We start from the raw sequence: 19333 nt of genomic DNA on the forward strand, positions 1-19333 counted from the left end.
GCTGCTGAGGCCGCAAGGCAATCCGGCGATAACTGTGCGGTTTCCGCACGGAGACGACCCGATTGCGCCAGTGCCGGAAGAGCCAGCTTACCGGACCGGGTGCGGACACAGAGTTGGACAGCGCCAACTGCCACCAGCAACGGGCATATGAAGCATACGACGGCGAATGCGGGGTTGCGGCCGTCCAGAGTGGGAAGCAGACCGAACAAGATCCATAGCAGTGCCGCGGAGCCGACGCATGCCTTGCCCGAAAGCTGCGTCAGCGCGCGGCAAGAACGGAATGTTCGTAATCCAGGTTTGGAGCCAACCACTTTTCCGCAGTCTCCAGATCCCAACCTTTGCGCGCGGCGTAATCCGCCACCTGGTCGCGCGCAAGGCGCCCCACCGGAAAGTAGCGCGCCTGCGCATGCCCGATATAGAGCCCGGATACGGATGCGCCCGGAGACATCGCCAGGCTCTCCGTCAGCTTGATTCCGGTGTGAGCTGTGGCGTTCAGCAAACGGAAAATCGTCTCCTTCTCGGTATGGTCCGGACACGCCGGGTACCCGGGCGCCGGACGTATTCCGCGATACTTCTCGCCGATAAGCTCTTCATTTGACAGTGCTTCGTCAGCGCCAAAGCCCCAGTCGAAGCGGGCGATCTGGTGCAGGCGCTCGGCAAAGGCCTCCGCCAGGCGATCTGCCAGGGCCTCCGCCAGTATTGCATTGTAGTCATCATGCTCACGCTGGAAACGCTCCACCAGCTCCTTCAGATTCGCGCCGGCGGTAACGGCAAATGCTCCGATGTAGTCAGCGAGGCCTGTCTGCAACGGCGCCACATAATCGCTCAGCGAGTAGTTCACCTGTCCGGGGCCTTTGTCCGCCTGCTGCCTCAGGGTATAGAGCACATCCAGCCGCTCGCTCCGCGTACTGTCCGTAAAAAGGACGATGTCGTCGCCGACGCTGTTGGCTGGCCAAAAGCCGTATACACCGCGGGCCGTTATCGCCTTGTCATGCACCATCTGGCTGAGCAAGGTGCGCCCGTCGTCATACAGCTTTTGCGCTGCATCCCCCACGACTTTGTCGGTAAGGATCTCTGGAAAGCGTCCGCGCAGTTCCCATGCGTGGAAGAATGGCGTCCAGTCTATGAATGGAACGAGCTCAGCCAGTGGATAGTCGCCAAGGGCACGGATACCGGTGAACGACGGCGTGGATATGTTGTCGGCGCCCCACTCCACCTGCGGTCGGCGCCTCCGCGCAACGGCTATCGGCAGGAGTGGTGCAGCCTCACGACGCCCGGCATGCTGCAGCCGTAGCGTCTCCTGCTCCTCGCGCGCGGTTGCCACGAATCCATCGCGGTTCTCGGAACTCAACAGGTTGGACATCACGCCGACCGCACGCGAGGCATCCAGAACATGGAGGACGGGGTTCCGATAGTGCGGTGCTATTTTTATGGCGGTGTGCGCCCGGCTGGTGGTGGCGCCGCCAATCAGCAGCGGTATCTCAAAGCCCTGGCGTTCCATCTCGCGCGCAACATGCGCCATTTCATCGAGCGATGGCGTGATCAACCCGCTCAGTCCAATAAGATCGGCTTGAACCTCACGCGCCTTTTGCAGGATGGTTTCACACGGCACCATTACGCCAAGGTCGATCACTTCGTAGTTGTTGCAGCCCAGCACAACGCCGACAATGTTCTTCCCGATATCGTGCACGTCGCCCTTCACGGTCGCCATCACGATCCGACCCTGAGTGCGCGCCGACAGCGCCTGCTGCTTTTCCGCGTCCATGTAGGGCAGCAGAACCGCAACGGCCTTCTTCATCACTCGGGCGGATTTAACTACCTGGGGCAGAAACATCTTGCCGGACCCAAACAGGTCGCCGACAATGTTCATGCCATCCATCAGCGGACCCTCGATCACCTCAAGGGGCCGGCCATACAAGAGGCGCGCCTCTTCCACATCCTCTTCGATGAACTCAACGATGCCCTTCACCAACGCGTGCGAGAGTCGTGCCTGTACGGGTTCCGTACGCCAGGTCAGGTCGGCAACACGGGCTGCACCCTTACCTTTCACCGTTTCAGCAAACGCCAGAAGTCGCTCGGTCGCGTCGGGTCTTCGGTTGAGGAGAACGTCTTCAACCAGCGCCAGGAGGTCCGTCGGAATCTCTTCGTACACGGCAAGCTGGCCGGCATTCACGATGCCCATATCCAGGCCGGCTGCAACAGCGTGGTAGAGAAACGCGCTATGCATGGCCTCGCGCACTACATTGTTGCCTCGGAAGGAGAACGAAATGTTGCTGACACCACCGCTGACTTTGCAGAGCGGTAGGCGCTGTTTCAAAATGCGCGTGGCTTCAATGAACGCCACAGCGTAGTCGTTATGCTCCTCCATACCGGTCGCCACGGTAAGAATGGCCGGGTCAAAGATGATATCCTCGGGTCGGAATCCTACCTCCTCGGTCAGCAGGCGGTACGCGCGCTCACAGATTGCCACCTTGCGATCAACCGTCTCGGCCTGACCGGCTTCATCAAACGCCATTACCACAACGGCGGCGCCGTAAGCGCGGGCAAGCCGGGCCTGCTCCTTGAACTTTTCCGGCCCTTCCTTCAGGCTGATGGAGTTGACGACGCACTTGCCGGCAACGCAGCGAAGGCCGCATTCGATAGTCGACCAGCGTGAGCTGTCGATCATCATCGGTATCCGGGCGATATCCGGTTCAGCCATCGCCAGATTCATGAACTTTGTCATGGCCGCGTCGGAATCGAGCAGCGCCTCATCAAAGTTCACGTCCAGGATGTTCGCGCCGCCGACTACCTGCTCGTGTGCGATCACCAGGCCCGCTTCGAAGTCACCGGCCAAAATCGCACGGGCAAACTTCGGCGAGCCGGTCACGTTGGTGCGTTCGCCGACCATTGTAAAGTTCGAGTCCGGGCGAAGCGTTAGCGCTTCCAGACCGCTGAGACGTGTCCACGGCGCAACCGATGGCGGTACGCGAGGCGGAACGCCTTCCACCGCCTGCGCAATCGCCCGGATATGGTCTGGCGTGGTGCCGCAGCAGCCGCCCACGATGTTCAGCCAGCCGTTTCGCGCCCACACGCCGAGTTGTGGCGCCATCGATTCCGGCGTTTCGTCAAATCCCGTATCCGAAAGAGCGTTCGGCAGCCCCGCGTTCGGATAACAGCTGACGAAGATCGGTGCAATCGCGCTCAGCTCCTCGATGTACGGACGCATCTCCTTCGGACCTAGCGCGCAATTCAGCCCGACCGAAAGGAGCCCCGCGTGCGCAATTGAATTCCACGCAGCCTCAGCGGTCTGGCCATTCAATGTGCGCCCGCTCAAATCGGTGAGCGTAATGCTGGCCATAACAGGAACTCGCCGCCCACCGTCGTCGAAAAACCGCTGGATGGCGAACAATGCCGCTTTCAGGTTGAGCGTGTCGAACGTCGTCTCGGGCAGCAGCAGGTCCACGCCACCTTCCACCAGTGCGCGCACCTGCTCGAGGTAGGCGTCGCAAACCTGCTCGAACGTAACGTCCCGAGCGCCGGGATCGCTGATATCACGCGAAAGCGACAGCGTTTTGCTGAGCGGCCCAATGGCGCCGGCAACGAAGCGCGGACGGCGCGGGTTGCGAGCAGTCGCAGCATCCGCGCACTTGCGGGCAAGATGCGCCGAAGCCAGGTTCATCTCCCGGACCAGTGAGGTGGCGCCAAAATCATCCTGCGAAAGGCTGGTAGCGTTGAACGTGTTCGTTTCGATGATGTCTGCGCCCGCCTCAAGATACGCAGCGTGTATCCCGCTGATGATATCAGGCCGGACAAGGCTCAGGATATCGTTGTTATTCTGAAGGCGAGCGGGGTGGGCGGCGAATCGTGTGCCGCGGTAGTCCTCCTCCTGAAGCTTGTGCCGCTGTATCATGGTGCCCATGGCGCCATCCAGCACCAGGATACGGCCCGCAAGCAACTCCTCTATGGGCGGTCGGTCAACATCATCGGCCACTTCTCAGAATCACTCCCTTCAAACAGTATACGAACGCCACTCTCCGCGTACGGCGTGCCGTTATGGCGCCCACAACCGTGCGTGAGAGTATACCGCAGGCGCCTCTCGCACACTCCGAGGCAATTAGCTGGCGGATTCCTCGAACGGCGGTCGGTCGTATCCACCACCAAACGGCGCCTCCGGCCGACTCCAGTTTCCGACCAGCGCACGACGAAGCGGCGTTGTTCGCTCCATGAATGCCGGGTCGTTACCGAAACGGTCGCTGGGAATCAGCCACGGCGGGCTGTAGACAATGTGCTGTATCAACCGGTCGTGATTTGCCTCGTTATCGGCGCCACAGTGATATACGCCCTGGTGAAACAGAAGTGCTGAGCCTGCAGGGCCACAAACGGGCTCTGCGTTCGGCAAATCCGCGACCGTCAATCCAGCCGGCAGCTTCACCGAAGCATTGTGGCTGCCCGGTATGATGACGATGTTGCCCATATTTGCCGCCGACTGATCGGTCAGGAAGTACCCAACGCGCAGCTGCACCAACGGTGTGGGAAGCGCCAGCCGCCGGAACTCATACGCGCCGCTACCGTCCTGGTGCAGCCCCTGCCCGGGAAAATGCGCTGGCGATAACGTGCACCAACTGCTCTGAACGATAAAGTAGTCACCGAGCAGCGCACGCACTTTCGGCAATACCGATGGGTGATCGATCAACTCCTCAATTGCGGGCTCTTTCTCGTAAAGGGCGCCGATTTGCCGCCACTTGCGGTTGGGCAAGTCGCCATGTGCGCGCTGTGCCGCTTCCAGGCATCGTTCGGTTTCGCCCGTTGACAGGGCGCCGGGTATCACGAGATAACCCGCCACATCGAACAGAAACCGTTCCGTCTCGGTCATCGGGCCGGGCTTGGCCAAAGGCATCATCGTTCCGGTAGCTCCTCCAGGATAATAGTCACTCTTGTCACTCAACTGCGCTTGAATTGCCGGTCAAGGCTTGCAAACGGTATTGTCACCACGATCGGGCGTCCATGCGGACACAACCACGGGTTTTCGGTATCGGCAAGCTGCTCCAGCAGGCTCTCCATCTCCGGAACCGTCAGCGGGTCACCGGCCTTTACCGCCATTTTACATGCGTTTGTGATGGTGACGACATCACGCTCTACGAGCAGCCTTCGCGAAACAGATTGATTCACCAGCTCGTCGATCGTATCGCGAAGAATGGCTTCGGCGTTGCGAGATCGGAGTGCCGTCGGCACGGCCCGCACGATAAATGCTTCCTTACCGAACGGCGCGATGTCCCAGCCCGCGCGCGCGAACTGATCCAGGTTATCGCCGACAATCACCGCCTCTCTGCGCTCAAGCGCCAGGTTCCAGGGCACGGCCAGCTGCTGCGATGGAATACCGGCGCCGAACCGCTTTTCGGTTAGCCGCTCGTAGAGCACGCGCTCGTGCGCCACATGTTGGTCGATGATCGCGAGACCGTCTGCCGTTGCGGCAACGATGTACGTGTTGCGGGCCTGGCCCAAAACGCGAAATGAACGGAGTTGGTCGGCGTACGGCTTCGCGGGCCCTGTCGCATCCCCGTTTGAGCTCGATGACGTATCACTTTGACCTACCGCGAACGGGTCACGATCCGAGCCACCAAGCGCAGATGCGTCGGCGACGGGAAACCGCAACTCGGCTTGAGCCGTGGCGCCGGGATCGCCCGTGTACCGCTCCGCCTTCAGCCAGTCGCCGGAAAACCCCGTACGCATCGCGCCGGAGCCGAGCTGTGACACGATGCCGCTTTTCAGCAAACCGGCCTTGACCGCGGTGGATACCGCATGGTGGATATCGGAGTCGCGGGTGAATCGCACCTCGGACTTGGTTGGATGCACGTTGACGTCCACCTGCTCGTTGTCTACAGCAATAAAGAGGACGGCCACGGGAAAGCGGCCCTCGGGGCTGAGCGACCGGAATGCCTCCTCCAGGGCATGTGTCACGGTGCGGCTGCGTATGGCTCGGCCGTTAACAAAAACGAGTTGGTGGCTCCGCCCGGGCCGCGACACATCCGGCGGACCGACATAACCACTCACATATAGCGATCCGGCACCATCATGAACCGGTATAAGCCGCTGTCCGATCTCCGGTGTCCAAAGCGCCGCGATTGCTGCCAGCATATCGCCCTGTCCGCTCGTGCGGAGCATCTCCCGCTGCCCGGCCAGAATGCGGAACGCTACATTCGGATAAGCCAGGGCGAGAGGCGCGACGAGATCGCCGGTCCGGCTCGCCTCTGCGTTTGGGCTGCGCATAAACTTGAGGCGTGCAGGTGTGTTGTAGAAAAGGTCATGGACCTCGACAACGGTCCCAAAAGCCATTGAGACTTCATCATCGGCGACGATTGTACCACCAGTCACCTCAATGCGAACGCCCGTTTCAGCCCCTTCGGCTCGCGTCGACAGGATCAGGCGTGAAACGGATGCGATAGAAGGCAGCGCCTCGCCGCGAAACCCAAGCGTCGTGATGCGGAACAGATCCTCGGCGGTCCGGATTTTGCTGGTGGCGTGCCTTTGCAGCGCAAGCACTGCCTCGTCACGCGTCATGCCGTAACCATTGTCGGCAACCGACAGCAAGGCGCGACCACCATCCTCCATCCGGACGGTGATCCGGGTCGCCCCAGCATCCAGCGCGTTTTCCACCAACTCCTTGGCGGCCGATGCCGGCCGCTCCACCACCTCACCGGCGGCGATACGGTTCGCTGTATTCTCATCCAGGAGAATGATTCGACTCATCGATCAGCGTCACTCTCGGGAGAGGGCAATAACGCATCGCAAAGTATCGTATCCGTATCGCTGTACGCCGGCGCGCAGCAACAGAGCAACACCAGGGGCTCGACGCCGATGTTACGAATCTGATGCCGCTTGCCTGGCGGAATGGCAATGGCGTCGCCGGCTGCTACGGCTCTGGTCTCATTTTCAATGGCCATTAGGCCTATTCCAGACAGCAAATAGTAGATTTCCTCGGTAGCCGGGTGAACGTGAGCCGTTGTTTCGCCTCCCGGTGCGAGGCGCGCCTCCGCCAAACTCTGTGCCGCGATCTCCGAGTTGCGAAATGACAGCAGTTCCCGAATCGTGGATCCGTCCTTCGTCGTGAAAGGCGGCACGCTTGCCAGCGACACAATCTCCATCAGGATGCTCCTTCCGTAACACCACGCGCGCGTTACCACCGTGGTATATCATCATACCGGTCGCTGCTTGCGATCAGTGGCCAAATCTGCACTATGAGGAGCAATCGAAATGGATAAGCGCGCTGTCTCGGCGCAAGCGCCGGCCACCGGGTCGCCTTACTCCCCCGGAATCATCGCCGACAACTTTGTTTTTGTTTCGGGCCAGGTTCCAATGCATGTCGATACAAAGGAGGTTGTCCGCCATGACTTTGAAGCCAGCGTTCGGCTCTGTATCGAGAACGTTCGGCGCGTACTTCAGGCAGCCGGCGCCGATCTAGAAAACTGCGTCAAGGTGGTGGTTTTCCTTAAGGATATGGATAACTTCGCGAGGCTGAACGCTGTTTACACAGAGTATTTCGGGGATGTAAAACCAGCACGCAGCTGCGTTCAGGTTGCTCGGTTGCCACTCGACGTGGACGTTGAGATTGAGGCGATCGCGATTCTGTAGCGAACCATCTGCTAGATGCCGGCGAACAGCTCCTCAACGAAGGTCGGCGCATCGAAGTCGGCGAGGTCACCGGCCCGCTCACCGGTACCTATCAGCTTGATAGGTAGGCCCAGCTCTTCAACAAGGCTGACGACTATGCCCCCGCGTGCCGTGCCGTCCAGCTTGGCTAGCGCAATGCCGGTGATAGGAATGGCCTCCATAAACAAGCGAGCCTGGCTAATAGCATTCTGCCCGGTTGTGGCATCTAGCACCAGCAGGATCTCGTCTGCTGGACGGCCAAGTTCGCGGTTTGTCACGCGCTCAATCTTTTTGAGTTCCTCCATCAGGTTGGCGCGCGTATGCAGCCGCCCCGCCGTGTCGGCGATCACAAAATCGGCGCTTCGCGCGCGCCCGGCCTTGAGGGCATCAAACACAACAGCTGAAGGATCGCTGCCCTCCCGGTGCTTCACCAGGTCGCTCCCCGTGCGCCGTGCCCACAGTTCCAACTGGTCGATCGCGGCAGCCCGGAAGGTATCTCCCGCGGCGAGGACGACGCGTGCGCCCCGGGACTGAAGCCTGTGCGCCAACTTTGCGATCGTCGTCGTTTTACCGACCCCGTTAACGCCAACGACCAGGTACACGGTGGGCGGGACGGGCGAGACTGCTAAACCAGTTCGGTAACGCTCAGCGGAGGCGGCCAGAATCGCAGCGGTCTCCTGCTTCATGCGGCGCACAACATCAGCCGACCCGACGATGCGCTCGTCACGGACGGCTAAACGGACGCCCGAAAGAAGCTTCTCTGCAGTGCGAACGCTGATGTCACCGGAGATCATCAGCCCTTCCATCTCGTCAAAAAGCGCTTCGTCAATTCGGCCGCGACCGGTAATTGCCGCGTCGATTCTCTGGACGACGGTGCGAAAGAGTTCGAAGGGCATAGAGTAAGTGGGGCCAGTACGGATCGCGGCCGGTCTGCAGGAGTTTACCCGACGCACCAACCCAGCTTCGGTTGACAGTTCAGTTCGAATCGACGCGCGTGCCCGGGGGCTCCGGCGAAAACAGTGCCAGTTCGCGCCCGTAGAGGAACATTACGACCAGGCAGAACCAGATCGTGACCATCCGTGGCGGAGCGAGCTGGAGCAGCCATCCGGCCGCGCCGCCGCCCACCAGCGCGCCAACCATCGCCGGCGTTGTGTAGTGTGGGTCCAGAATTCCGTGGCGGCCCTGCCAGGCGGAGGGAAGTATGGCAGCGGCACTCACCGCGCCGACACACAGAACCACAACGACGCTCACCGGGGCGTGACCGTACCACAGCAGCAGCGGGTACAGCCACACCGGCGTGGCCAGGTTGCTCAGTCGAGACGCCGCGCCGGCAACTACACCGCTAACCAGCAGCTGCAGCAACGTGGGCCACCGCGTGGCAGCCTGATCCGCGGCCGGAGTATGCGTCACCTGCAGTAAAACAACCAGTCCGATACCCATACCGACCGAGTACCAGCTCCGCTTCAGCCGGGCCAAGGCCGGTATGGCTGCAGCCGGTCCCGCAGCGGCAGCTCCGGCGGTTGCCGAAACAAACAGCGTGGCGATCCCTGCGAGAACGGCAAGCGCACCGGCGTGCATGCCCGCCGGTTGATGACGCCAGCTTGATGCAACAAGCGCAAAACATACGAACGTGGAACCGCCGGCGACAGCGGCGCGCAGCGACGTGGCAGCAGAGCGGGCTTCTGCGGTACCGAGCATCCATGTCAGAATCGGTGCAAACGCAATCTGCGCCGGCATGCCGGCGAACGAGCCGCCAAACACTGTCAGAGCAGAGGCGACAGCCACAACGTTCCGCTTGATGCGGACAACGTTGAGCGACCTGCCGCGGCCGCCTAGGCGAAACCTCAACCCTTTATCCCCGTCAGCGTAACTCCCTGAATGAAGTAACGCTGGGTGAAAAAGAACAAGAGCAACACCGGTAGCATCACGAGAGTGGAGGCGGCCATCATGAGCGCCGGCTCGCCACCGTGCGCCGTTTGAAATAGCTGGAGCGCGTATGCAAGCGTCTCACGCGAGGGTGAGCTGATGTAGATCAGGGGCCCGCGAAAGTCGTTCCAGGAACCCATAAACGCCATGATTGAAATGGCGGCGAGCGCCGGCTTGAGTTGTGGCATCAGAATTCGCCAGAAGGTGGAGAACCACGAAGCCCCGTCAATCCGCGCGGCCTCCTCCAGCTCCACGGGCACCCCAAGGAAGAACTGCCGCAGCATGAAGATATAGAAGGCCTGACCAAGGAAGGTTGGAGCCCACAATGGAGTAAGCGTATCCACCCAGCCAACATCGCGAAACAGCAGGAACAGCGGCATCATGGTAACCGCCGACGGTAGCATCATTGTGGCCAGAAGTACTGTAAAAAGAACGTTCCTGCCCGGAAACCGCAACCTGGAAAACGCGAAGGCTACGAACGACGAAGAGAAGAGCGTACCGAGAATTGAGAGGACCGAGACCAGCACGGTGTTTTCAAGAAAGACCAGACCATGATCGGTCTCTGGCGGGAGGAAGCGAAGCGCCTCCGGATAGTTGGACCAAACCGGCGCGGGATGCCGTATTTCGGTAAGCGCCGAATGCGGCAGCACCATCCGCTTCCCGGCGAGCGACTGCGGAGCGAGCACGAGTATGTTGACGGTACCTGTATCGCTCTGGTGCAGTTCCGCCACACGAGCACGCACTCCGTTGATGGTGGTAAGCGCGAGTCCGACACGCGCGCGATCCACCCGAACTGTGGTCTGCTGTGTGGGAATCCACACCGGCGGAAAGCGGCTCAGTTCCGAGTCTTCCTTGAGCGAAGTCGACACGAGCCACGCAAACGGAACGAGAAAGATAACGCTTCCCGTCAATAGAACGAGGTGAATGGCCGTGCGGCGCCGCATATCGCGCAGTACGCCGGCATCGCGCTGCGGCAGGCGCCGTATCGCAAGGATCCATACGAGGCCGAACACAACGTCGGTGGTAATTACGAGTGCACCGACCCTCTGGCCGGCGCCGCCGCGGACGAGCGCAAAAGCGACGAGACCTATAATTGGAGCAATAAGGGCGGTAAGCCCAATCTGAGATCGCTGCTTGATACCGACCGCTGCGAAAACCAGAGCGCCCCAAACGGCGAAATAGAGCGCGACAACAATGCCGATCCAATACCAGGGTGAGTGGAGGGCGTACGACATGGGTGCTGTTACTTCTTCTCTCCCTCGTAGTACACCCACAGCGGCGCCAGCTTTAGCTGGATCAGAGTGAGAACGAGGATGATAACGAACAGGATCCACGCGATTGCGGAAGCATAACCCATCTTGAAGTATTGAAATGCGTTCTTGAACAGGTAGATCACCGGCATCAGCAGGCTGTCCACAGGACCGACCGAACTGCTCGGATCACCTCCGCTAAGCACGTAAACGCGGTCGAACTCCTGCAGGGCGCCGATCGTGCCCATAACCAGGTTGAAGAGGATATACGGCGACAGCATTGGCACCGTCACGTGCACAAACTTGCGCCACCAGTTGGCTCCATCGAGGCTTGCTACTTCGTACAGGTGTTGGGGAATGCCCTGCAGCCCGGCCAACCATAGGATCATGCCGGAGCCGGCGCCCCACAGCCCCTGCAAAATCAGGCCCGGTTTCGCCCACTCCGGCACGTTGAACCAGCCTGGAGGCTTGAGACCAAACCAGTGGCCCAGCGTCAACTGCCAGGCGGCGTCCACCAGGCCGCGATTCGGGTCACCATTTAGGAGCCACCACCAAAGCAAAGCGCTCGCAACCACCGGCACTATGGACGGCAAGTAGAAGCACGTCCGGTAGAAACTCATGCCCGACACCTTGGCGTTAAGCAACATAGCCACTGCCAGGCCGGTGGCGATACCTAAAGGTATGCCGATCGCCGCGATGTAGAGCACATTGTTCAAGGATGTGAGCAGGTAGTACCGGTCCTGCCCCAGCAGCTGCGTGTAGTTCTGCAGTCCGGCCCAGCGAGCGGGATGCAGCACATCGTAACTGCAAAAGCTCAGCGCAAGGCTGACTACGATCGGCCCGAGCGTCAGGCCGACCAGGCCCACGAGCCATGGCGCCGCGAAAAGATAGCCGGCGATAGCTTCCGCACGTGCCAGCCGGCGAAGCCGGGCAACGCGAACCCACACCGATGCGATGCAATACAGAAGGATGGCGCCGCACAGTACCCAGAATGCGACGATGACAGGCCGGTGGATGCGCGGCAGCCGACGAACCGACCACGCCGCATCCAGCTCTCGCTGAACCACGGCAGCGCTTCGCGTGAGCGCCGCGCGCGGCGTCATTCCTGTAGTACGGTGATGGGTTGCGTTGTCAAATGCCCGGACCTGCTCGTCCCAAAGCCGCTGTCCCACAAAGGTCACCGGTCGGAATCGTGCATGCGGCAGCAGCTTCAGAAAGCCCTCCATGGCGGCTCGAAATCGCGGATTGGCCGGCATGTACTTCGCAAACACTGCAGCCGTCGCAAGGCGATTTGCCGACATGCCGGGCACAAACGCCCTCTGCTTGCTCCGGTTATAGGCCTGCTGAGCACGGGCATCCACAAGCGCCGCCTGAGGACTGCACATCCACTGGATGAACTGCCACGCAAGACGCAGGTGCCGTGCCCCGCGCGGTATAGCGAATGAGTATCCGCCAGACCAGGTCACAAATCGGTCCGTATCGTGCTTGAAGCGGCCGGTCAGCGCGAGTCGCGCCGCCGGTACGGGCGCCGGCGCAACACCGAAATCCAGGTCCGGGCCGTATCGCGCGATGCTCTCGGCAACGCCGGAGTCATCCACCTTCATGGCTACCTGGCCCGTCAGAAACGGATCGAGTTCGTTCTCCTGAAAGCCGGACTGGAATGCACTCACCCGGTCAACGCCGCCCAGCGCGTCGTACATCTTGACCATATACTGCAGCGCGCCCACGTTTGCGGGTGACGCCAATGTACACGTTCGGCCGTCCGGTGAAAGGAACGATCCGTCATTCTCCCACGAGTAGAGATAGAGCCATGCATTGCCGTAGTTGGGAATGAAGCCGATACGCGTGTAGCCACCGTTTCCGTTGAACTGCGTCAGTTTCACCGCATCGGCGTACAGCTCGTCCCAAGTCTGCGGCGGGCGCGCGTGCCCCCGCGAATCCACGATTCCGGCCTGCCGGAAGAGGGTCTTGTTGAACAGTAGCGCCCGATCGTCCGTGGAAGTCGGTATGGCATAGACGCTGCTCTGATGCGTGAATGGATTCGTGAACGTTGCCTCACGCCAGCATGGAGCGTAGTAATCGGCTGGTCGCACCGCAAAGGGTCCACTATTTTCGTGCGCCAGAAACCCATCCAGTGGAGTGAAGGCGTCGCGGATGGCCCAATCTCCAATCGTGAAGCGGTCCTGCCGGATTACGTCGGGCGGCGTCCCGCCGACGATAGCGGTCATGAGCTTCTGGGGATTCATGCTGCCGGCGCCCATTGAGAGCACGCTGACGGCCACGCCGGGATGCATCTTTTCAAAGGCGTCTATTTCCGCCTCCAGCCCCTTCGTCTCGTCGCCGAACTCCAGTCCCCAGACCACAAGAGTCGTTTTGGGCTGCAAACGCCGGGCAGCACAACCGTTCAGGCCAAGAAACGTGCCGAGCGCCGCAATCAAAGCAGCAAGCTTGCGTGTAGTCATTCGGCCGGGTATACTGACCGGGCGAACAGGAGGTTTGAGCATTGCCGAATATCAAGTCCGTCAAGAAGGATGTTGTTAAATCGCGTAAGAATCACTTGCGCAACATTGCTGCAAAATCGGCAATCAAAACATTCACAAAGAAGGCGCGCACGGCCATTCAAACCGAGCCCAGCGCCGAGTCGACGGCGCAAGCCGTCGCAACCGCATGCAAAGCCATTGATAAGACGGCGCAGCGTGGAATCATCCACAAGCGACAGGCAGCACGGCGCAAATCGCGCTTGATGCATCAGGCTTGGCTCGCCTCCCAGTAGGCGACGCCAGCGGGCTTGCCGGTGCGCTTTGAGCGGCACGCGTGTCATGTACGGCTCGCCGCGCGGCGGTCAAGTCGCGCTGGGCGCTGGCTAATTTGCATAACCAGCAACTCGAGATTCCGTGCCGGATTCAGACCGAACCGTGCGTGGGATTCAAGCACCCCACCCTTGTTCGCCAGGTCGCACTCCAAAGCGAGTTCCAGCGCTGAGCGGATATCCTCGGCGTTCCAAACGCGGGCCTGACTCCAGCACTGCTTCATGCGCCATCCCAGGCTGGTCACACGGCCATCCTCCGGTAGCTCTTGCAGCAGAGTTTCCGGGACGGAGGCCGCGTCTGCGCGAATCCCTTGCCCGGCGATGTGGACCGCCTGCCAGATAAACCGCAACTGCCGGGCTATCAACGCTATAAGCCGTGCGGCAGCCGTTTGAGCCCGAGGCTCGAATGCCAGGGCTCCGTGCAGGAGGCGCATCGCGCGATCGGTATCGCGAGCGCACACGGCATCGACAAACGCGAAACCCACATCTTCCGCTGCGGCTATCGTCACTGCATTCACGGCAACCTCGGTAACTACCGCGTCACCGGCCCAACTTGCCGCCTTGTCTGCCTCGTTACCGAGCGTCCAGAGATCGCGTCCCGTAAGCTCAACCAGGCGGTGGGCAGCGTCCTCGGTCATCGCCTGCCCCAAAGCATTGACACGGCGGATGCACCAGAGGGCCGCATCCTCCTCCGAAAGCGCGGGAAATTGTACAACCGCGCCAGCTTCGGCCACTGCGGCGTCCAGCGCAGGATGCACGCCTACCTTGCGGCGGCTTTCATCGTTTTGTGCCCTTACCAGAAGCAAGAGGCAGGCCGTCGGTGGTATTCGGCCTATCGCGGAAGCCAGAGTCGTGGCTTGCACGGCCTGGGTTCTGTCGCGCCACGTTTCCACCCCATGTACCACCACCAACCGCCGGCCGGTGCCCATCGGTGGCTGCATCGCGGCCGATAAGATGGTCGCCGCGGTGTCGCGCTCCGCATCAAGGCGCTCATAGTCGAACTCCGGGAAGTCGGAATCCACGGTTTTCGCAGCCAGCGCCGGGGCGAGCGCCGCTTTGAGATACTCCTCCGGGCCCCAGGCCAGGATGATTCGTGGGCACTCCGGCTGCCACAATCGCTCAAAGTTGGCCGTACGCTGGTGCAGGTTCACGCCTGCGGCGCCTCCTGCGCTTCGTGCATCTCCCTGCGAATTGCCGGCATCGCAGTTCGCAGTAGGCGATATGCCTTGTCCGCGCTCGCCACGTCCTGGGCGTCTGCCACCTCATTCGAATACCGGTAGTGCGAACAGAGTTGTGTGAGCCGGAGAAACGCTGTGCGCGCGTCGATGTGATTGTCGCCAATTCTAGCGGCCACAACGTCACCCCACTCATCCGGCGTAAGGGACTCCGGTCGCTTTATCCGACAGGTTGCCAAGAGATCGCACGTGGCGCCGTACCAGACCAGTATCTGCCGGTTTGAAGCCGGTGCGTGCCACGCCCGGGCGCTCGCCACCCTGCTGAGACGATTGCGTGCTTCGGTCACCGCAACGATCCCCAACAAGGCGATGATGGCGGCGCCGGCGAAAATCGGCAGCGGGCCATGCGACACGAGCCAGCGCAAAAACGGTTCCCGCCGACCATTCGAACCGGCGGCGCTGCCATGCGCCAGCGCCGCCCCTGCCGTCGCATCAAATGGCACCCAGCCAACGTGCGGAAAGTAGACCTCCGTCCAGAGGTGCTTGTCTTTCTCGCGCACCACGTAGTAGCCACGTGGGTCGTGCGTGCCGGGAAGAAATCCGGATGCTACGCGCGCCGGTATACCGGCGTACCGGCACAACATCGTGAGGGCCGCGGCGAAACTGTCGCAATACCCTTCGCGGCTTTGAAACAGAAAATATGCCGCTACATTTACGTTGCGCGGCGCTGCCGGGGTCGACAAGTTGTATTTGCAGCTGCTTGAAACGTAGTGCTGCAGGGCCATGACCTTGTCGTATTCATTGCTGATGCCAGCTACCGTCTGGCTTGCCACGGCTTGCAGTCGGGCATCGCCGGCTGGGTCTGTTGTTTGTGTCTGAAGGTAGAAGTTGGCAACCTCCGGCGGATACGCCGGTGCGGCGCCCACGCTCCGCAGAATCGCTGGATCACTATCCGGCACGCGTGAGAGCACGTATAACACTGCGTCGACGCCGAGCGCCGTGGAGGGCTCGAGTCCTTCACTCTGGTTATATGTGACGCCGCCCATCACGCCCCGGACCTGCAGTATGGTGCCCGCGCCGTAGATCTGATTGAACGATCCGTTCACGATATGCACAAACTGCCCGGCGAAGACCGCATTCCGGCGTGAGCGCGCATCCGGGTCCGTGGGATTGGATGGAGTGGTAAACACGTTGGCCGACGACCCGGCGTCGACCTCGTCCGGTCGTGGCCCGCTAACCGGGCCGGGCGGAGTAATCGCACCACCCGGGCTGGCCGATAGGGGAATCGCCGCTTGCCCCACATTGTTGGTAAAACTGTGGCCGCTGAACTGATCGAACGTGGCGCCGCGCCAATAGTACGGCTTGCCTGAGGTTACTTCCATAAGCGGCTGGTCGCTGGAGGTTACCGGACCATCGTCGATGTTCACGGAGAACTGTTCGCCAACACTTACGTCGGGTACCAGCTTGCGCAGCGGCTTCGGTGCGTTTCGGGCAATGTCGCGCATCGCCGCCGGGAGCGCAAGCGCCTGGCCGACCACTTCCACGGGCGCCTGCAGCACGGACGCCACAGCAAACCCCGCAACAACACAGACGAGTACCAGCTGGGCCTGCCCGCCGAAACGCATCGCATGCGTCTCGAGGGCAGCGCCGGACTTGACCGCGCGCTGGGTTCGCAGGAAGTTCTCGTGCACCAGCATTACGGTGGAGCCGATGATAAACACAAAGAACGCATACTGCACCGGCACGTCGGCCGTTGCCGTACTTACCAGCGAGAGCATCGTCAACGACGGTACGCAGGAAAAGAGCACCCACTCGTCTGTGGTCAGCGTAAAGCTGTGCAAAACGCCAAGCCAGAGAAAGACCAGTTGTAACAACCGTCCTCGATCATCCGAGGCGCCGAACGGGGCGAATGCCGAGTCCGAGTGGGCACCGCTAAGCGTGAGATATATATAAAACCACACGGCAATTGCAGCGTAAGTTGGATACGGTCCAACCGCTATTCTTAGGCGGCGCATCGTGAAGCTCAGGCTGTAGCCGAGTACCGCCAGTCCGCTGGTAAGCAGCAGGAATGAGGTATCCGCCAGGCCGTAGTTCACGGCATAGATGCCCGCAAGTGTTACGGAGAGCCCGCCGAGGTACATTGCCGGCGCCGGTAGTCGCTCGGCTGGTTCCGCATCCGGCAGCCGGTCCGGCTGCAGCCGATCAGCCATATATGCCTCTCGTAACGGCTGCCTCGGGCTGCAGCATGCCCTCCGGACGGAACTCCACACGCCAGGCAGGCAGGCGGGCCGCCGTCAGTCGATCCAGGCCCTTCGCAACGGTTCGCGCCTCGCTCTTGTCGTCGGCAATCTGCACAAGCATCGCTCCGACCGCGGCGCCACCCTCCAGCACATGGCGGAGAGAATCCGTGAGTTCCTCGCCGGCCTCCGTACTAACGGCAATGAGCGCCGCTCCACGAAACAGCAGATCCCGATGCGCGCCAATGGCGGCTGAGACGCTTGAACCGGCGTCACGCTTTACCTCAGCGAGCCGCCGAAGGATGGCGTATAATCGGCCCGGCGCGAGCGACGGGACGGCAGGCATGTTCTCCGTCTCCGTATCTGTGGGCTCACCCGGACACAGGAGCGCCACGCCGGCGCCACGCTCGATCGCGGCTTTGGCAAGACTCGCGGCAAGTACCACAGCCGCTTCAAATGGGGCATCAGCGTCGCCGTCAGCAGCGCCGGAGTTATCGAGCGCGATCACAACGCTCATCGACTGAACTTCATCGAACTCAATCACCGCCAGGTTACCCGTGCGTGCGGTCTGCCCCCAATGAACCCGCCGCAGCGAATCCCCAGGCGCCCACGGACGCACACCGGCCATCTCGACGCTGGTTCCGGTTAGCGCCTCGTTCGTGAACTCTTCCCAACCGAAACGTCCACCACCCAGCCATGGCGCAATCATCGGCCTTGGCCTTGGTAGCACCACCACGCGACCGTCCAGCACCAGCCGGCGTCGGTAGGTGAAAATGCCAAGCGGGTCGGTGGCGGCTACGTCGACATGGCGCAGGGCAAATACGCCGCGCCGAGTGTATTGAACCGACAGGAATATCCGAGTGGACGACTGCGGTCCAACATTGAAGAGTGAGGGCTCCGACTCTGTAGCCACAATCGCAGTAGGCAGCACTTCTGCGATCGATATGAAGTACCGCGGTAAACGCGTTGGATTGGTGATGAGGTAACCGAGCTCGCCGCAGTCCCCAGCCCACGCTTCCGCGGATAACGACCTCTGCACGACCAGCCCGCGTAAAGCCAGCCAGCCCATGGCCCACGAAACTGCAGGCAGCGCCATGAGCAGCGCAGCCATATAATAGAGCTGCAGTGCGTTGACCTCACTGGCTACCAGAATCAGGCACACGGCGCCAAGCCCAAGCGTGATCCGCTTGAATGTCTGCATGGTCACGCGAACTTCACGCCGCCCCGACCGGCACAGTTTGCTGCTCCAGCGCCGCCATAACGCAGCTCTCCTGGGTCGCTCCGCGAATCCGGCCCTCCGGACGCAGGATCAGCCTGTGGGCCAGCACAGGCACAGCAAGCGCCTTTACGTCGTCCGGCTTTACATAGTTGCGCCCGCTGATCGCTGCTCGAGCCTGCGCTGCATGCATCAGGTGCAATGAACCTCTCGGACTGACACCCAGCGCTACTGCATCCATGTTCCGAGTGGCATCAACCACGTCGAGCATGTACGAGCGCACGTCCGGATCGACATAAACCGCCTGAACGGCAGCCTGCATCGCCGCCAGTTCGTCGACGGGCACGGCACTCTCGATGTTCTCCGCCGGCGCTGTGGTCTGGTTGAGATCCAGGATCTCCTGCTCCGCCTTGCGATCCGGATACCCGATCCGTATCCGTGCTGAGAAGCGATCCAGTTGTGCCTCCGGCAGAGCAAACGTTCCAGTGACATCCACGGTATTCTGCGTCGCAATTACGAAAAACGGGCGCGGTAAGGCGTGACTGCTGCCTTCGATCGACACTTGCCGCTCCTCCATGCACTCGAGCAGCGCAGACTGAACCTTGGGAGTGGTGCGGTTGATCTCATCGGCAAGAACGATGTTGGCGTACACTGGACCGCGCCGGACTTCGAATTCACCACTCTTCTGGTTGTAGAAGGTCATTCCGGTAATCTCGCTCGGCAGCATATCCGGTGTGAACTGGATGCGCTTGAACGAGAGGCCCAGTGATCGCGCAAGCGCCTTCGCCAGCGTGGTTTTACCGACGCCCGGAATATCCTCAATCAACAGGTGCCCGTTACTGAGGAGAATGGCAAGCGCCATCTCTACCGTACTGGTCTTGCCCTTTATCGCCGCCTCAACCGCATGTACAACCTGGCCAGCCTTCTCGGCAACATCTTTGTAATCCACATTCCCCTCATATTGCTGAAGTTATGGATGCCGGCGTGGCACGCTCGAGGTAATACCGGCTGCCCAATACACGGCATACGATGCTGGTCGCAAGTCACCAGGCTGCAGATTCGGAACCGGCGGCACGATTTCCTGCCACCGC

The 19333-nt window shown here is 61.1% G+C and carries 14 protein-coding genes; 2 read left to right on the plus strand and 12 right to left on the minus strand.

Going from position 1 to position 19333, the window contains the following annotated elements; genetic code table 11:
* Positions 1-259: 259 nt before the first annotated feature.
* The 4 genes from metH to KGJ62_05255 all read right to left on the minus strand — a co-directional run bounded on the left by metH (position 260) and on the right by KGJ62_05255 (position 7124).
* On the minus strand, positions 260-3901 hold the full coding sequence (gene metH, locus KGJ62_05240; GenBank protein MDE2125976.1) for a methionine synthase: 3642 nt from the start codon (positions 3899-3901) through the stop codon (positions 260-262).
* 195 nt (positions 3902-4096) lie between these two features.
* Positions 4097-4882, minus strand: a complete 786-nt coding sequence (locus tag KGJ62_05245; GenBank protein MDE2125977.1) for a phytanoyl-CoA dioxygenase family protein — start codon at positions 4880-4882, stop codon at positions 4097-4099.
* Positions 4883-4923: 41 nt separating this feature from the next.
* A complete protein-coding gene (mutL, locus tag KGJ62_05250) occupies positions 4924-6729 on the minus strand; it encodes a DNA mismatch repair endonuclease MutL (protein ID MDE2125978.1) in 1806 nt (601 codons plus the stop codon).
* Positions 6726-7124 carry a cupin domain-containing protein gene (locus KGJ62_05255; GenBank protein ID MDE2125979.1) on the minus strand — a complete coding sequence of 133 codons (399 nt, stop codon included), beginning with the start codon at positions 7122-7124 and terminating at the stop codon, positions 6726-6728. The genes mutL and KGJ62_05255 overlap by 4 nt, the downstream gene beginning before the upstream one ends.
* Before the next feature lie 109 nt (positions 7125-7233).
* Here KGJ62_05255 and KGJ62_05260 point away from each other — a divergent pair, with 109 nt between their 5' ends.
* Complete coding sequence (locus KGJ62_05260) at positions 7234-7611, plus strand: Rid family detoxifying hydrolase (protein MDE2125980.1); 378 nt, start codon at positions 7234-7236, stop codon at positions 7609-7611.
* 11 nt (positions 7612-7622) lie between these two features.
* Here KGJ62_05260 and ftsY read toward each other — a convergent pair whose 3' ends face one another.
* From ftsY to KGJ62_05280, 4 genes are all read right to left on the minus strand, one after another.
* Complete coding sequence (ftsY, locus tag KGJ62_05265; GenBank protein MDE2125981.1) at positions 7623-8525, minus strand: signal recognition particle-docking protein FtsY; 903 nt, start codon at positions 8523-8525, stop codon at positions 7623-7625.
* A gap of 79 nt (positions 8526-8604) precedes the next feature.
* Entirely contained in the window at positions 8605-9477 is an 873-nt protein-coding gene (locus KGJ62_05270) for a hypothetical protein (GenBank protein ID MDE2125982.1), read from the minus strand.
* A complete protein-coding gene (locus tag KGJ62_05275) occupies positions 9474-10790 on the minus strand; it encodes a carbohydrate ABC transporter permease (protein MDE2125983.1) in 1317 nt (438 codons plus the stop codon). Before KGJ62_05275 ends, KGJ62_05270 begins: the two co-directional genes overlap by 4 nt.
* An 8-nt stretch (positions 10791-10798) precedes the next feature.
* A complete protein-coding gene (locus tag KGJ62_05280) occupies positions 10799-13267 on the minus strand; it encodes an extracellular solute-binding protein (GenBank protein ID MDE2125984.1) in 2469 nt (822 codons plus the stop codon).
* Positions 13268-13308: 41 nt separating this feature from the next.
* Here KGJ62_05280 and rpsT point away from each other — a divergent pair, with 41 nt between their 5' ends.
* The gene (gene rpsT, locus KGJ62_05285) at positions 13309-13578 is read left to right on the plus strand and encodes a 30S ribosomal protein S20 (protein ID MDE2125985.1); all 270 of its coding nucleotides are present in this window, start codon (positions 13309-13311) and stop codon (positions 13576-13578) included.
* A 44-nt stretch (positions 13579-13622) separates the two neighbouring features.
* On the opposite strand, the gene holA is transcribed toward rpsT, so the two are convergent.
* From holA to KGJ62_05305, 4 genes are read right to left on the minus strand one after another with little or no spacing between them, the layout of a single operon-like run.
* On the minus strand, positions 13623-14765 hold the full coding sequence (gene holA / locus KGJ62_05290) for a DNA polymerase III subunit delta (GenBank protein MDE2125986.1): 1143 nt from the start codon (positions 14763-14765) through the stop codon (positions 13623-13625).
* Positions 14762-16999 (minus strand): transglutaminase domain-containing protein, encoded by a 2238-nt coding sequence (locus tag KGJ62_05295; GenBank protein MDE2125987.1) that lies wholly within the window; start codon positions 16997-16999, stop codon positions 14762-14764. Before KGJ62_05295 ends, holA begins: the two co-directional genes overlap by 4 nt.
* Positions 16992-18233 carry a DUF58 domain-containing protein gene (locus KGJ62_05300; protein MDE2125988.1) on the minus strand — a complete coding sequence of 414 codons (1242 nt, stop codon included), beginning with the start codon at positions 18231-18233 and terminating at the stop codon, positions 16992-16994. The genes KGJ62_05295 and KGJ62_05300 overlap by 8 nt, the downstream gene beginning before the upstream one ends.
* 7 nt (positions 18234-18240) lie before the next feature.
* Entirely contained in the window at positions 18241-19191 is a 951-nt protein-coding gene (locus KGJ62_05305) for a MoxR family ATPase (GenBank protein MDE2125989.1), read from the minus strand.
* Positions 19192-19333: the final 142 nt, after the last annotated feature.

It is taken from the genome of Armatimonadota bacterium (genome assembly GCA_028871815.1).
In the GTDB taxonomy this organism is placed as follows: Bacteria; Armatimonadota; Chthonomonadetes; order Chthonomonadales; family Chthonomonadaceae; genus REEB205.

Bases quoted from the DNA above. Each gene is read 5' to 3' on its own strand.
- metH (MDE2125976.1), bottom strand. From the start codon at position 3,901: ATGGGCACCATGATACAGCGGCACAAGCTTCAGGAGGAGGACTACCGC.
- KGJ62_05295 (MDE2125987.1), bottom strand. From the start codon at position 16,999: ATGGCTGATCGGCTGCAGCCGGACCGGCTGCCGGATGCGGAACCAGCC.
- KGJ62_05245 (MDE2125977.1), bottom strand. From the start codon at position 4,882: ATGATGCCTTTGGCCAAGCCCGGCCCGATGACCGAGACGGAACGGTTT.
- KGJ62_05275 (MDE2125983.1), bottom strand. From the start codon at position 10,790: ATGTCGTACGCCCTCCACTCACCCTGGTATTGGATCGGCATTGTTGTC.
- mutL (MDE2125978.1), bottom strand. From the start codon at position 6,729: ATGAGTCGAATCATTCTCCTGGATGAGAATACAGCGAACCGTATCGCC.
- KGJ62_05280 (MDE2125984.1), bottom strand. From the start codon at position 13,267: ATGACTACACGCAAGCTTGCTGCTTTGATTGCGGCGCTCGGCACGTTT.
- ftsY (MDE2125981.1), bottom strand. From the start codon at position 8,525: ATGCCCTTCGAACTCTTTCGCACCGTCGTCCAGAGAATCGACGCGGCA.
- KGJ62_05255 (MDE2125979.1), bottom strand. From the start codon at position 7,124: ATGGAGATTGTGTCGCTGGCAAGCGTGCCGCCTTTCACGACGAAGGAC.
- KGJ62_05260 (MDE2125980.1), top strand. From the start codon at position 7,234: ATGGATAAGCGCGCTGTCTCGGCGCAAGCGCCGGCCACCGGGTCGCCT.